Origin of the sequence: Arthrobacter globiformis (assembly GCF_030817195.1) — a bacterium.
Taxonomy (GTDB): domain Bacteria; phylum Actinomycetota; class Actinomycetes; order Actinomycetales; family Micrococcaceae; genus Arthrobacter; species Arthrobacter globiformis_D.
Genome location: NZ_JAUSYZ010000001.1, coordinates 3,245,102 through 3,258,766, shown reverse-complemented (window position 1 = coordinate 3,258,766; position 13,665 = coordinate 3,245,102). Strand labels below are relative to the sequence as shown.

The 13,665-nt window shown below is 65.2% G+C and carries 13 protein-coding genes; 7 read left to right on the top strand and 6 right to left on the bottom strand.

The features are described 5' to 3' along the window. Positions 1 to 50: 50 nt before the first annotated feature. The 3 genes from QF036_RS14745 to QF036_RS14735 all read right to left on the bottom strand — a co-directional run bounded on the left by QF036_RS14745 (position 51) and on the right by QF036_RS14735 (position 4,156). A complete protein-coding gene (locus tag QF036_RS14745; protein WP_307103018.1) occupies positions 51 to 1,565 on the bottom strand; it encodes an amino acid permease in 1,515 nt (504 codons plus the stop codon). Between the two features lie 63 nt (positions 1,566 to 1,628). Continuing rightward, positions 1,629 to 2,561 carry a glutaminase gene (locus QF036_RS14740; protein WP_307103016.1) on the bottom strand — a complete coding sequence of 311 codons (933 nt, stop codon included), beginning with the start codon at positions 2,559 to 2,561 and terminating at the stop codon, positions 1,629 to 1,631. Continuing rightward, a complete protein-coding gene (locus QF036_RS14735; RefSeq protein WP_307103014.1) occupies positions 2,558 to 4,156 on the bottom strand; it encodes a PucR family transcriptional regulator in 1,599 nt (532 codons plus the stop codon). The genes QF036_RS14740 and QF036_RS14735 overlap by 4 nt, the downstream gene beginning before the upstream one ends. Before the next feature lie 198 nt (positions 4,157 to 4,354). On the opposite strand from QF036_RS14735, the gene QF036_RS14730 reads away from it, so the two are divergent. Beyond that, on the top strand, positions 4,355 to 5,020 hold the full coding sequence (locus tag QF036_RS14730) for a cyclodeaminase/cyclohydrolase family protein (protein ID WP_307103012.1): 666 nt from the start codon (positions 4,355 to 4,357) through the stop codon (positions 5,018 to 5,020). A 33-nt stretch (positions 5,021 to 5,053) separates the two neighbouring features. Here QF036_RS14730 and QF036_RS14725 read toward each other — a convergent pair whose 3' ends face one another. Both QF036_RS14725 and QF036_RS14720 read right to left on the bottom strand, forming a co-directional pair. Then, the gene (locus QF036_RS14725; RefSeq protein ID WP_307103011.1) at positions 5,054 to 5,287 is read right to left on the bottom strand and encodes a hypothetical protein; all 234 of its coding nucleotides are present in this window, start codon (positions 5,285 to 5,287) and stop codon (positions 5,054 to 5,056) included. Between the two features lie 122 nt (positions 5,288 to 5,409). After that, a complete protein-coding gene (locus QF036_RS14720) occupies positions 5,410 to 6,204 on the bottom strand; it encodes an MBL fold metallo-hydrolase (RefSeq protein WP_307103008.1) in 795 nt (264 codons plus the stop codon). A gap of 137 nt (positions 6,205 to 6,341) precedes the next feature. Here QF036_RS14720 and QF036_RS14715 point away from each other — a divergent pair, with 137 nt between their 5' ends. From QF036_RS14715 to egtD, 5 genes are all read left to right on the top strand, one after another. After that, positions 6,342 to 6,974: a dihydrofolate reductase family protein gene (locus QF036_RS14715; RefSeq protein WP_307103007.1), complete on the top strand. Its 633-nt coding sequence runs from the start codon at positions 6,342 to 6,344 to the stop codon at positions 6,972 to 6,974. A 103-nt stretch (positions 6,975 to 7,077) separates the two neighbouring features. Next, a complete protein-coding gene (egtA, locus tag QF036_RS14710) occupies positions 7,078 to 8,370 on the top strand; it encodes an ergothioneine biosynthesis glutamate--cysteine ligase EgtA (RefSeq protein ID WP_307103005.1) in 1,293 nt (430 codons plus the stop codon). Beyond that, positions 8,360 to 9,709 carry an ergothioneine biosynthesis protein EgtB gene (gene egtB / locus QF036_RS14705; protein WP_307103003.1) on the top strand — a complete coding sequence of 450 codons (1,350 nt, stop codon included), beginning with the start codon at positions 8,360 to 8,362 and terminating at the stop codon, positions 9,707 to 9,709. The genes egtA and egtB overlap by 11 nt, the downstream gene beginning before the upstream one ends. Before the next feature lie 3 nt (positions 9,710 to 9,712). Further along, on the top strand, positions 9,713 to 10,477 hold the full coding sequence (egtC, locus tag QF036_RS14700; RefSeq protein ID WP_307103001.1) for an ergothioneine biosynthesis protein EgtC: 765 nt from the start codon (positions 9,713 to 9,715) through the stop codon (positions 10,475 to 10,477). After that, positions 10,474 to 11,460 carry an L-histidine N(alpha)-methyltransferase gene (gene egtD / locus QF036_RS14695; protein WP_307103000.1) on the top strand — a complete coding sequence of 329 codons (987 nt, stop codon included), beginning with the start codon at positions 10,474 to 10,476 and terminating at the stop codon, positions 11,458 to 11,460. The genes egtC and egtD overlap by 4 nt, the downstream gene beginning before the upstream one ends. A 38-nt stretch (positions 11,461 to 11,498) precedes the next feature. Here the strand turns inward: egtD and QF036_RS14690 are convergent, their stop codons facing one another. Continuing rightward, complete coding sequence (locus QF036_RS14690; RefSeq protein WP_307102998.1) at positions 11,499 to 12,680, bottom strand: aminotransferase class V-fold PLP-dependent enzyme; 1,182 nt, start codon at positions 12,678 to 12,680, stop codon at positions 11,499 to 11,501. Positions 12,681 to 12,726: 46 nt separating this feature from the next. Between QF036_RS14690 and QF036_RS14685 the strand changes: the two genes are divergently transcribed. Then, positions 12,727 to 13,545: an alpha/beta fold hydrolase gene (locus QF036_RS14685; RefSeq protein WP_307102996.1), complete on the top strand. Its 819-nt coding sequence runs from the start codon at positions 12,727 to 12,729 to the stop codon at positions 13,543 to 13,545. The last annotated feature ends 120 nt before the right edge of the window (positions 13,546 to 13,665 follow it).

The window sequence follows — 13,665 nt, the reverse complement described above, 5'->3', positions numbered from 1 at the left end:
GTGCTTTCTTTGGCTATTCGGCGGGCGGGTGTGTGTAAAGCTGCGGATCTTTATTTGATGGGGGTCGGGTTGGCGATGACGGGGGACAGGCCGGTGAAGCCTTCGCGGGCTTCGGCGATTTCGTGGATGCGTTTGCGGCAGGCGTACCAGCCGGCGACCATGAGGGCGATGGCGATGAGGGTGACCAGAAGGGTCAGGGGTGAGTCGATGAAGACCATGACCAGCACGCCGACCAGGAACAGCAGGGAGAGGTAGCCGGTGTAGGGTGCGCCGAACATCCGGAACGAGGGTCGTTTGAGCCAGCCCTTGTCGGCCCAGCGCTTGAGCTGGATCTGGCACAGGACGATGGTGGCCCAGGTGACGATGATGCCGACGGAGGCGATGTTCAGGACGATCTCGAATGCCTGGGACGGGACGAGGTAGTTCAGCGGGACGCCGAGCAGGGAGACGCCGGCGGTGATGGCGATGCCGCCGTAGGGGACGCCGGCCTTGTTCATGCGCTGGGCGAACTTGGGGGCGGAGCCGGCGACGGACATGGAGCGCAGGATCCGGCCGGTGGAGTAGAGGCCGGCGTTGAGGGAGGACAGGGCGGCGGTGAGGACGACGAGGTTCATGATGACGTCCACGCCCTGGATGCCGATGGAGCCGAAGAACGTCACGAAGGGGCTGACGCCCTTCTGGTAGGAGGTGAAGGGCAGGAGCAGGGCGAGCAGGATGACGGAGCCGACGTAGAACACGGCGATGCGGAAGACCACGGAGTTGATGGCCTTGGGCATGATCTTTTCCGGGTTTTCGGTTTCGCCGGCGGCGGTGCCGACGAGTTCGATGGAGGCGTAGGCGAACAGGACGCCCTGCATGAGGATGATCATGGGCAGCAGGCCGTTGGGGAAGATGCCGCCGTTGTCGGTGATCAGGCTGAAGCCGGTTTCCTGGCCGGGGACCGGGGTGCCGAAGATGACGAAGTAGGTGCCGATCAGCAGGAACGCGACGAGGGCGGCGACTTTGATGATGGCGAACCAGAATTCCATTTCGCCGAAGACCTTGACCGAGACGAGGTTCAGGCCCAGGACGACGATGAGGGCGGTCAGGGCCCAGACCCACTGGGGGACGTCGGCCATCCAGGGGATGTAGTTGCCGAAGAAGTTCATGTAGAGGGCGGCGGCGGTGATGTCCACGATGGTGGTGGTGGCCCAGTTGATCCAGTAGAACCAGCCGGAGACGAAGGCTGCCTTTTCGCCGAAGAATTCGCGGGCGTAGGAGACGAACGAGCCCGAGGAGGGCCGGTGCAGGACCAGTTCGCCGAGGGCGCGCAGGATCAGGAAGGCGAAGAAGCCGCAGACGGCGTAGGCGATGACCAGGGACGGGCCGGCGGCGTTGAGCCGGCCGCCGGCGCCGAGGAACAGGCCGGTGCCGATCGCACCGCCGATGGCGATCATCTGGATCTGCCGCGGCTTCAGGCTCTTGTGGTAGCCCTTGTCCTCGGCGTGAAGAAGATTTTCGGTGGCATGCGCATGGCCGCCGTCAGCGTCGTACTGAGCAACCTCGTCATTGGGGTTGTTGGACATGGGTGATCCTTTCGACCGGTTGAAGATCTAACTGAAGGTGGAACAGGAAAGTGCGGGAAACGCTTAGAAAACAGACCAGCCGGTGCGGTCCGAAAGATCGGCGAGCGCGGCGCTGCCCGCCAGGGAATTGCCTTTTGCGTCCAGGCGGGGACTCCAGACGGAGATGGCGCAGTGGCCCGGGACAATGACCAGGATGCCGCCACCCACGCCGCTTTTTCCTGGCAGTCCTACCCGGTAGGCGAATTCGCCTGCCGCATCGTACATGCCGCAGGTCAGCATGATGGACCCAATGCGTTTCGCCTCGCTCCGGGACACCACGGTTCCCGACGTTCCGCGACCTTCCCGGGCGAGGAAGAGCCCGGCCCTGGCCAATTCCGCGCAGGTCATCATGATGGAGCACTGGCGGACGTAGTTTTCCACGACGGCCTCGGCGGACTGCCTGAGGTTGCCGAAGTCTTTGAGGAAGTGGGCCAGGGCCAGGTTGCGGCTGCTGTTGGAAAGCTCACTGACCGCGGCTGCCTCGTCGATGAACGGCCCTGGTTCCCCCGTTTGTCCGGTGAGGAAGCGCAGGACCGCGGTGGCGGCGTCGGGCGTCTCTTCCATCAGACGGTCGGTGACCACCAGGGCGCCGGCGTTGATGAACGGGTTCCGCGGGATGCCGTGTTCCACTTCCAGCTGGACCAGGGAGTTGAAGGCGGAGCCGGACGGTTCGCGCAGCACCCGCGACCACAGCGCTCCGGAACTGTCGCGGCGCAGGGCCATAGCCAGGGTGAACACCTTGGAGATGCTCTGGATGGAGAAGGGGACATCGGCGTCCCCTGAGGTGAAGATCTCTCCGGCCGCGGTGGCCACAGCTATTCCGAATCTGCTGAACGGAACCGCCGCCAAAGACGGGATGTTGGCCGGAACAGAGCCGGCTTCCCTTTGCGGTCTATGGCTGCGGACGATGTCATCGAGCATCGGGCCCAAGGGCGGTGCATCGAGTGTCGTGGTCATTTCCTGCCTCGAAGGTCTTTATGGATGGCGGCCCATTCCTGAATATGCAGCAGGGCCACCAGTGCATCACGTGGATTGCCAAAGTCCAGGCCCGTGACCCGGGAAGCCTTGCTGATCCGGTAGTAGACGGTGTTCTTGTGCAGTGCCATGCGTTTCGCGCATTCGGCCACGTCGAGCGAGGCTTCGAAGTACACAAGCAAGGTTTCTGCGAGGTCGCCGTCGTCCCGCAAAAGAGTGGAGAGGCTGCGGTGACGGAACGTCGAGGACAGAAAATTCCGGACGGCGTCACGGAAGAGGATTTCTCCCTCGAAGTCAGCCACCGTGGCCACGGTGGTGTCAGGGGAGGCGCTAACGCAATCCAGCAGGGCCTCGGTGATCGGGGTAACCGAGTGGAGAGTCAGCAGATCCGGTGCCACCGGGCCGACGGCGGCAAAGGGGCTGATGCCCAGGTGTTTGCCGGCGTCCCGGATGATGGATTCGGCCAGGCTCCGCAGCCCGGGTTCCGCCGCAGTGGACTGGAGCCCCGGAACGATCACCGCAGTATCGCCCTTGAATTGCCCGACGACGGCGCATGCCTTGTAAGCGGCGGCGTGGATGGACGCCAGACTGGCGAGTTCGCCGTGCTTCAGTGCGGCATCATCAGCCTGCGTGTCCGCGCCGGACATTCCGATCAGGATGAGTGCCGCTGGCCGTTCCGCCGGAATTTTCCCGCTGTGGGCACTGGCGGCAGCCTCCGCGGGGCCGGACAGGATCCTGGCAATACGGTCTTCGCGCATGTGCACCGACTGCTGGTTGCGGTGCCGGATCAGCTCGGCGGAGGCCCGGGCTGCGGATCCCGTCAGCACGTAGTCTACATCCGCGCCGAATCCGTCCCCGGTCTCCTGAAGCCAGATGTAGCCCATGATCCGGTCACCGGCAAACAGCGTGATGGCCACGCGTTCGCGCAGTCCGTCCTGCGGCCGGGCCGGCACACGCACAGGCAGCCGGGTTCTGTGCAGTTCGCGGTAGGCGCCGAGGTCCTTGAGCAGCAGTTCGTATTTCCTGGGGCCGCGCCGGGTCAGGATGGATGCCTTGCGCAGTTCGTCGATGTCGTTCGAGACGGTGGAGTAGGCCAGGACCTTGTTGGCGGCGTCCTCGATAACCACGTGGCTGGAGGTCAGCCGTGCAGTGGTCTGGGCGATGGCGAACAGGTCCTCTTCCAGCAGTGTCAGCACTTCGCTCTGGTAACTGCGCGGCTGGATCCGGTCCTTGGCGATTGACAGCAGCCGGTCCCAATCGGCAGCCGGGTCCACCAGCAGCAGCCCGCTGCCCGCTGCGGCCAGCAGTTCTTCGGCGTCGGTCAGCTCCTCGCGGGTCCCCTTGACCGCGACAACCTGCGGCGGGTTCTTCAGGAGCCGTCGCAACGCGGGCAAAGCCGAGCGGCCGCGGACGCCGATCAGCAGGACAAAGGCTGCGCCGGCGTCGGACGTTTCATCATCAGCGTCGACGATCAAGAACCGTTCGATGCCCGATCGGTCAGGGGCGGGTCGCAGGATGAGGGTGGCGAAACCCAGCGGGAAATCCGAAAGGATATCGTCCACCGTTACCGCGGGCATGAGCTTCCTTCTGCGTCGATCCACCCGGACGGCTCTGTCCGGTCACCTCATGCTATCGAGCCGGGATTCGCCGAAATATGTAACGGAACCCAAATAGGTTTGTACGTTTTCGGTTTCCGGTCCAATGCGCCGCACGTTTCGTTCCCGGCTGGCCCGTCGTCCTGACAATGTAGCGGGGGCTTCGGGCAGACTGGTGCCATGAGCGATGATTCGAAGTCAGTTACGACTCGGCGGTCGACAGTTGAGGATTGGACGCGGGCTTTGGCGGAGTCCGTTGGTTCCCCAGGCGGCGGCGCCGGGGCGGGCGTGATGCTTGCCATCGCCGCGTCACTGGCATCCATGGTCGCCGGATATACGGAAGCTGACAGGCACCAGCGGCAGGAACTTGCTGATGTTCACGCTCGGGTGCATTCGCTGCGGGAAGCCGCCCTTCGGCTGGCCGACGAGGACGCCTCAGCGTCCCAGGCTTTCGGCGCCGCCTTCCGGCTGGAACCGGGGCCGGAACGGGAGGATGCGATACGCCGGGCGTCCGTGGATGCCGCCAAGGCCTCTGCCGTGCTCGGCGAGCACGCCATCGATGCCATTGGGGACCTGGAGTGGCTGGCGTCCAATGGTAATTCGGCCCTGGTTGCCGACGTCGTCGTCGCCTTCGGGGCCCTGCGGGCAGCGGTGACCGGTGCCCGTACCAATGTGAGTTTCGATCTCGCTGCGCTCACCTCCGCAGGGCGCACGCTTGAACAGATTCGTAACGAGCAGCCGGCCTTATGGTCGACAGTCGGGGACCTTGACGCCGCAGTTGAGCGGATCGACCGGCTGACTGCCGAGGTGGACAGCCGTGCCGCTCCTGCTGGTTCCGGTTCCTAGGGCGCAACCCCGTAGGTGACAGGCGGCGGGGGTTTAGCCGGCCACCTGGCCGGGTTCCGATGCAGGGACAATCGTGTGGCCCAGCGCCGAACCGAACAGTTCACGGGGCTCACACCCGTTGGCCCTGATCCAGAACAGCTCTCCCGAGGGCGTGGCGGTTTCCACGTAGCCCACTCGGATGACCGTTCCGGCCCGTTCCACCCTCACCTCTGTCCCTATGAGGTCGCGGGCATCATGTGTGCTTCCTGCAGCTGTCCCCGGCGTCACTGTCGGTGGCTCCTTCGCTTCGAACGGCGTTGGCCTGACCCCTTGGGCCCGACCAAATAAATGAACGTCGTTCATTTTATGCGATCCGGGCCGTTATTCATAGCGGCAACGCCCGGAGATGCTCAGGCGGCTTCGGGATTCGACGCCGACGCCTGTCCGCGCAACGTTTCCAGTGCGTCGCTAAGAGACCTGCGGAGAACACCGCCATGGCCCGGCAGCACCACCGAGGCGTCGATTTCGTCCAGGCGATGGGTCGCCGCGAGCGCCTGTGCGGGATCGGTGTGGAACATGGGGTGCAGCATCTGCGGTCCGGCTGTCCGGCTCAGCGGATGGCCGCTGACGAACGAATCACCCACCGCTATCGCCCCGGCTTCAGGAAGCAGGATCGCGACATTGCCCGGTGTGTGCCCCGGCAGCAGCACGGCTTCCGGCTTGCCGGGAAGGTTTCTCAACACGTCGGCGGTCCAGGCCTGGGCCCCCGTTGCGGGCTTCGCCTTGAGGGCTCCCGACCTGATGACATGGACCATCCAGCGGAACACGCGGGGCCGCCAGGCGCGGATGATGACCTGGCCGAACGTGACCTGGTGCTTTTCCCTCCCTTGGACGTGGGCCAGCTCCTCCGGCGCGCACAGGATGGGCGTGCCATAGGTTTCGGAGAAGTAGGCCGCCGAACCGGTGTGGTCCACGTGGCCGTGCGTGATGAGCATGGCCCGGGCATCCGTCGGCCGCAGTCCCAGACGGCGGATGGATTCAAGGACCAGCGGACGGTCGGACGGGTAACCGCTGTCGATGATCATGAATCCGGTCTCGTCGCGGACCACGATCCAGTTTGATGCCGGTCCCTCGACGAAAAAGACTCCTGGGGACGGCTCGGACGTGCTGGAGGAGGCCTGCCACTTATGGGTTTGCTGCTTCACATGCACATCCTAGCCACCGGCCAGCTGGGCCCGGTGCCCATTTCGCCCTCGCGCGGCTACCGCAAGTGTGCTTGTCTGTAGCAACCAGCGCAGATCCGTCAGGGGTCCGCGGCCGTTGTCCGACGAGGTGACAAGACATGAGGTTGACCACCACGACCAACGTCTCGGTTGACGGCGTCATGCAGGGGTTGGGCGGACCCGACGAGGACCGCAGCGGCGGCTTCGACCGCGGCGGATGGGCGATACCGCTTCTCGACGCCGAAGCAGGGGACTATCTCAACCAGGTTTACGGCGGGGCGGATGCGTTCCTCTTTGGCCGCCGGACGTACGAGATCTTTGCAGGGTACTGGGGAGTGATGCCCAACCCGGACGCGAACCCGATTGCCGCCGCGCTGAACAGCCGCCCCAAGTACGTGGTGTCGACCACTCTGGCCGACCCGCGGTGGGCGGGCACGACTGTCCTGCAGGGCGACGTTGCCACGGCCATCGCTGAACTGAAGGCGAATCACGACGGCGAGTTGCTGGTGCCGGGCAGCGGTGCCCTCGTTAGATGGCTGCTGGCCAATGACCTGGTTGACCAGCTCGACCTGGTCACCTATCCCGTCGTCGTCGGCCAGGGAACACGGCTGTTCCCCGAAACCGGTCCCGACATCGCGCTCGAACTGGTCAGCTCGCGGTCCACGTCCCGGGGCATCACCATCCAAACCTATCGGCCCCGCGGGCGACCGGAGTACGCGACGTCCACCGTCGACCCCGAAGACGTGTTCTAGCCGCGCCGACGTTGGCGGATTCCGGTGGCCAGACCGTTGACAAGGCCAAAAGGGGGCTGTTTAGCTTGCCGCCAGAAGACTACCGCCGTCGAAGGAGCGCCGCGTGAATTCCGCTTTGCAGGCAGGGCGCGACATTCGCCCGCTTTCCGAGTCCGAGGCCGAGGTGTATGTGGCCTCCGTGTGTTTCAAGACCGGACCGCCGGGCGCTGCCGGCGTGGAGGTCGAGCGAGTGGTACACGACGTTGTGGATCCACAGATCCCGGTTCCGGTGGCACGGTTGAGCGCGGCCATGGCGGCATCTCCCGGGCCGCTGCCCGGCGGTGGGGTCATCACCTTTGAACCAGGGGGCCAACTGGAGGTGAGCTCCGCCTGTGCCCCCGGTCTTCCGGCTCTTGTCGCAGCGACCCGGACAGACCTTGCAGCCGTTGCGGCCCGGCTCTCAAAGGCTGGTCTTTGCTTCGGACCCATGGCCGTGGACCCCGGCCGGCCGGCTGTGCGGTCATTGGCGCATCCGCGGTATGCGTCAATGGAACGACACTTCGACCGTTTCGGCCCAGCCGGACGAACCATGATGTGCTCCACGGCTTCCCTCCAGATTTCGCTGGAAGCCGGATTCGACACTCCGGGGTCCACCGGTGCAGTGCAACGCTGGCATCGCCTGCATAATCTCCTTCCGGTTTTCGTCGCGATGTTCGCCAATTCGCCTTTCCTTCACGGCATCCCGAGCGGATGGCACAGCAACCGGCAGCGCACTTGGCTGGACATTGACCCGACGAGGACCAGTGCCGTCCCTCGTTCGGAGGATCCGCGCCAGGCGTGGGCGCGCTACGCACTCGACGCTCTCGTTCTGTGCATCCCGTCAGAGGAGGCATGCTGGGATCCGCCGCGGGAGCTGACGATGCGGGACTGGCTGCAGGGGAGGGGACCCAGGCCCGCAACGCTGGCTGACCTGAATTACCACCTGACAACCCTTTTCCCGCCTGTGCGGCCACGCGGATTCATGGAGCTCAGGGTGATCGACGCGCAGGCAGGTCATGACTGGGAGCCGGTCACGGCGATCGTCACAGCGCTTATGGACGACGAAATTGCTGCCGATCTTGCCGCAGACGCCTGCGAACCGCTTGCTGCGCTGACCGATCCGATGAGAACTGCCGCCCGCGACGGGCTGACGAATCCCGTACTCGCCGCCGCTGCCACCGCCTGCGCCGAGGCCGCCCTGATGGCGTTGCCCCGGTTAGGAGCCGACGCCACAACCCGCAGGCGGGCCGAACAGTTCGTGGAACGTCATACGGCGCGTGGCCGGTGCCCGGCGCAGGAGCGGCTGGACGTGTGGCGAAGAACCGGCAGTTGGTTTGCCCGACCAGAGCCTGACGAGGAGGACGACAATGCGGAGTGACCTTCCCGGAGCCCCTGCCGATCCCGAAACTCTCAGGACCTTCATCGCCGACGGGCTGGAAAGGGCCCGGAACCGAACCCATGCGCTGACCGACTGTGACGACGAAGATCTGCTAAAGCAGCACTCACCGCTCATGTCACCTCTGGTCTGGGACCTGGCACATGTAGGCAGCCAGGAGGAACTCTGGCTCGTACGTGACGTCGGCAAGATGGAACCGCTGCGGTGCGATCTCGACCAGATGTACGACGCGTTCCAGCATCCGCGAAGCAGCCGCACGACGCTGCCGCTGCTATCGCCGCAGGAGTCACGGAAATACATCGCCGAGGTGCGCGACAAGGCGCTCGACATCCTGGAGCGGACCCCCTTGGAGGGCTCACCGCTGGTGAACCGGGGTTTCGCCTTCGGAATGATCATCCAGCACGAACAGCAGCACGACGAAACAATGCTTGCCACGCACCAGCTCCGGAAAGGAACGCCGGTCCTCCACGGTCAACCGTTCGCGTCCGGCGTCGGACCCCAGGACCTGCATGCCCTGCCAAAGGAGGTCCTGGTGGCTTCAGGGCCTTTCACCATGGGGACGTCGGTGGAACCGTGGGCACTGGATAACGAACGCCCGTCCCATTCGGTGGACGTGCCCGCCTACTGGATCGACACCGTTCCGGTGACCAATGGCGCCTACCGGCATTTCATAGACGACGGCGGCTACCGGAATTCCCGCTGGTGGACCTCGGAGGGCTGGGATCACTGCAGGGACGCCGGGCTGGCGGCTCCCAAGTACTGGGAACGCGACGGCGACGGCTGGAGCAGGACCAGGTTCGGCGTCGTCGAGCCTGTTCCGGACGATGAGCCGGTGCAGCACGTGTGCTGGTTCGAAGCGGACGCCTACGCCCGCTGGGCAGGGCGCCGGCTCCCGACCGAAGCCGAATGGGAAAAGGCGGCGCGCTTTGATCCCCGGTCCGGGCGTTCCCGGCGCTACCCGTGGGGGGACGAGGATCCTGCACCTCACTACGCCAATCTTGGCGGGTCTGCCCTCCGCCCGGCTCCGGCAGGCTCCTTTCCCGCGGGGGCCTCGCCGCTTGGAGTGCGGCAGCTCATCGGCGACGTCTGGGAATGGGTCTCCAGCGACTTCCGCCCGTATCCCGGATTCACCGCATTCCCGTATCCGGAATACAGCGAGGTGTTCTTCGGGTCCGACTACAAGGTGCTCCGGGGAGGGTCCTGGGCGGCGGATCCCGCCGCCTGCAGGGGCACTTTCCGAAACTGGGACTATCCGATCCGCCGGCAGATTTTTACCGGATTCCGCACAGCGCGCGACGCGACTCCGGTGGAGGGTCGCTAGCCCATGTGCCGTCATTTCGCCTACATCGGAAAGCCGATGCCGCTGGCCGAGCTGCTGTTCGCCCCGGACCATGGACTTTTGGAGCAGTCGTGGGCGCCCCGCCGCCAACGGTACGGGACAATCAATGCCGACGGATTCGGTGTCGGCTGGTACGCCCCTGACGATCCTGTGCCCGCCCGCTACCGCCGTTCCATCCCGATCTGGTCGGACAGATCCTTCGCCGACGTTGCCCGGGTTACCTCCAGCCGGGCCGTACTGGCAGCCGTCAGGTCAGCAACACCGGGGATGACGCCTGAGGAGTCAGCTGCTGCGCCATATGCGCATGGACCCTGGCTCTTCAGCCACAACGGCCGCGTGGAAGGCTGGCCGCACTCGGTGGAAGAACTGGCCGCTTCACTCCCGCCATCGCGACTGCTGGCCCTTGAGGCGCAGGTCGACTCTGCGCTGCTCTGGGCCCTCGTTCTGGAGCGGCTTGACGCCGGCGATGCCGCCGGGGAGGCGCTGATGCACGTGGTGAACGCTGTCTCAGCCGTGGCTGGGGGCAGATTCAACTTTCTGCTCACAGACGGCATGGCCATCGCCGCCACAGCCGCCGGGGACAGCCTCTTTTGGCGAAACGGCACCGGGGGCATCGTCGTCGCCAGCGAACCATACGACGACGGCCCGGACTGGCACCAGGTGCCTGACCGTTCCCTCCTGACCGCCACCGCAGGCAGCGTCGAAGTACGTCCCATTCCGGCACTCACGAAGGAGCACGCAGCCCCATGAGCCTCTCCGCCGACCGCACCGACATCATTCATCACCTTCCCCCGGACCATCTGGAGCGCAGCCTGCGCGCAGACGTGCGCGCGGGTCTCAGCTCGTCACCCAAAACGCTGCCGCCCAAGTGGTTCTATGACAAACTCGGCAGCGCATTGTTCGAGCGCATCACGAACCTGCCCGAGTACTACCCGACGCGCGCCGAACGTGAAGTGCTGGAACTCTTCGCCCCAGAAATGGCGGCCGCGAGCCCGGCAGAAACATTGATTGAACTCGGATCCGGATCGTCCAGGAAGACCCCGCTGCTGCTGGATGCCTTGAGGGAGGCGGGGTCGCTTCGCCGTTACGTCGCCGTGGACGTCAGCGATAGCGCGCTGCTGGATGCACGCAATGATCTGGCTCCGGCCTTCTCCGACCTTCAGCTGGAGGCAGTGGCAGCCGACTTCGAAACCCAGCTGCACCTTCTCCCTCGAACAGGGCGCCGCATGGTTGCTTTCCTGGGCGGCACCATCGGCAATTTTGAGCCGGAGGCCAGGGCCCGCTTCCTCACGGGCATCCGCGAGATGCTCGACGGCGACGGCGGTTCGCTGCTCCTTGGCACGGACCTGGTCAAGTCACCCCACATCCTTGTTCCGGCCTATGCCGACGCCGAGGGGGTCACCGCGGATTTCAACCGGAACGTGCTCCGTGTCCTCAACTCCCAGCTGGGCGCCGATTTCGAGGTGATGGCCTTTGACCATGTCGCGCTGTGGATGCCCGACGAAGAGTGGATCGAAATGCGGCTGCGTGCCAGGAAACCGATGCTCGTGCGCCTGCCCGGAGTGGGGATGGACGTCCGGTTCCACGAAGGCGAGGAACTGCGCACGGAGATTTCTGCGAAATTCCGGATCGAGGGCATAGCCAGCGAGCTGGAATCGGCGGGATTCTCCATTGCAGGGCAATGGACCGACAGTCAGAACCTCTACGCGATGACGCTCGCGGAGGCGCTTTAGCCGGGCGGCTGCGGCAAGCCGGGGGAGGCGTGCAAGGCTCACCCGAGTAAGCTCACGAGCCGCTGAATCTCGGCCTCGGTGTTGTAGTAGTGCACCGAGGCCCGCACCACCGTGGCCGCCGCATCTGGTTTCCCGGTGAGGACAGCGTTGACCTCACTAGGGGGCAGGGGAGCCACGGAGACATTGATCCGGTGATGCGCCAGCTTCGCCCTGATGGTCCCCGCATCGCTTCCCCGTACCGAAAACGTGACGATGCCGCATCGGGTCACTCCGCCGTCGTGGACAGTTATTGCCGGAACCGCAGACAACGCGTTTCGCAGGAGCTCCGCGAGCCACGCCACACGCTCCTGCACGGCGTCCAGGCCAAGGGCCAGGGCATAGTCGACGGCGCGGCCCAGACCCAGCCTTCCGGCGACACTGGCCTCCCAGCTTTCAAAACGGCGCGCATCGCCGCGCATTTCGAATCCGTTGGCGCCTGACGGAGCGGCCGAGTGCCCGTCCAGCATGACCGGCTCCAGCTGCTCCAGAACCGAGGCACGCACATACAGGAACGCAGTGCCGCGGGGACCGCGCAGGAACTTCCGCCCGGTCCCCGCCAGCACATCGCAGCCCAGCGACTCCACGTCCAGCGGCATCTGGCCCACCGACTGGCATGCGTCGACGACAAACAACACACCGGCAGCCCGGCACAGCCGGCCCACTTGCGTTGCCGGATTGACCAGACCGTTAGCCATGGGCACATGCGTCAGGGCGACCATCGCAACGTTTCCGCGCTCAAGCTCCCTCTGAAGGTGCCCGACGTCGACCTGCCCATGAGGGTCGTCGCGGAGAACCACAATCTTCAGGCCATGCCGACGCGCAAGCTGCCGCAGGGCGATAACGTTGCCGGAATACTCCGTACGGCCAATCAGTAGCCGGGTCCCGGAGGCAAAGGGCAAGCTGTACACCGCCGCACCCCACGCCCGGCTGCCGCTCTCGGCCAGGGCGATCTCGTTTGGCTGGGCCCCGAGCAGCCGCGCCACCGACGAATACACGTCTTCCAGCCGGTCAGCAGCCTCCTCGGCCGCTTCATAGCCGCCAATTTCCTCCTCACGGCGCAGATGGCCCACCACCGTCTCCGCCACCGGGCGGGACACCAGCGAGCTTCCCGCATGGTTCAGATGGGTCACGTTCCGGACGCCGCGGGTCTCTCGGCGCACCGCTTGCACATCAATGGACATGAATCACATCCTGTCACTGACCAAGGGCCTAAATTAGGCTGACGCTGTGGAGTACAAAGCACGGGGCATACCTGTACATTACGTCGAGCATGGCGACGGAGCGCCGCTCCTGGTATTGCACGGTGCCGGTGTGGATCACCGAGAGATGGTCGGTGCCATGGAGCCGATATTTAGCGGGATAGATGATTGTCGGCGCTTTTACCCTGATCTTCCCGGCATGGGGCGCACGCCGGCGGGGACCCTGGACAGTGCCGACGACGTTCTCGACCTCCTGCTCGCGTTTATAGATGGTGTGATCGGTGGTGGGAAGTTTCGGCTCATGGGCCATTCCGCCGGTGCGTACTATGCCCGGGCCATCACCGGCAGGCGCCCGGAGCAGGTGACAGGGCTGGCGTTGATCTGTCCGTTGGGGGAGAACGTTCGGAATCTTCCGGCACACCAGGTCCTGCACGTCTCGACGGATCCGCGCGAGACGCTCGGCCCGGCTGAGGCGAGCGTCTTCCGCGACTACTTTGTCGTGCAAACGCAGTCCATGCTGGAGCGATACAAGCAGTACATCGTCCCCGCCCTTGGCCTGGTTGACCAAGAAGGACTCGAGCGGATCGGCCAACACTGGCTGTTCAGCAGCAGTCCCGAAGCGGGCCCACCGTACTCCAGCCCCGTCCTTATCGTCACCGGACGCCAGGACTCCACTGTGGGCTACGCCGGCCACTGGGATCTGCTCGAGCACTATCCACGGGCTACCTTCGCCGTGCTCGACCGTGCCGGTCATGCGCTGCCGCACGAGCAGCCCGGCCTCACCACGGCGCTGATCACGGAGTGGCTCGACCGCGTGCGCGAGCATCGCGTCGGCACTGGTCTGTAAGTTCAAGCGGTCGACCCGCGAATGGATCTGCGCTACTCGCCCTCCGGCCACCGGACGTGGACGACGGCGGCCACCGCGCCTTGACGCATGAATAGCTGGACCTGGTGTTCTCCGACGTGG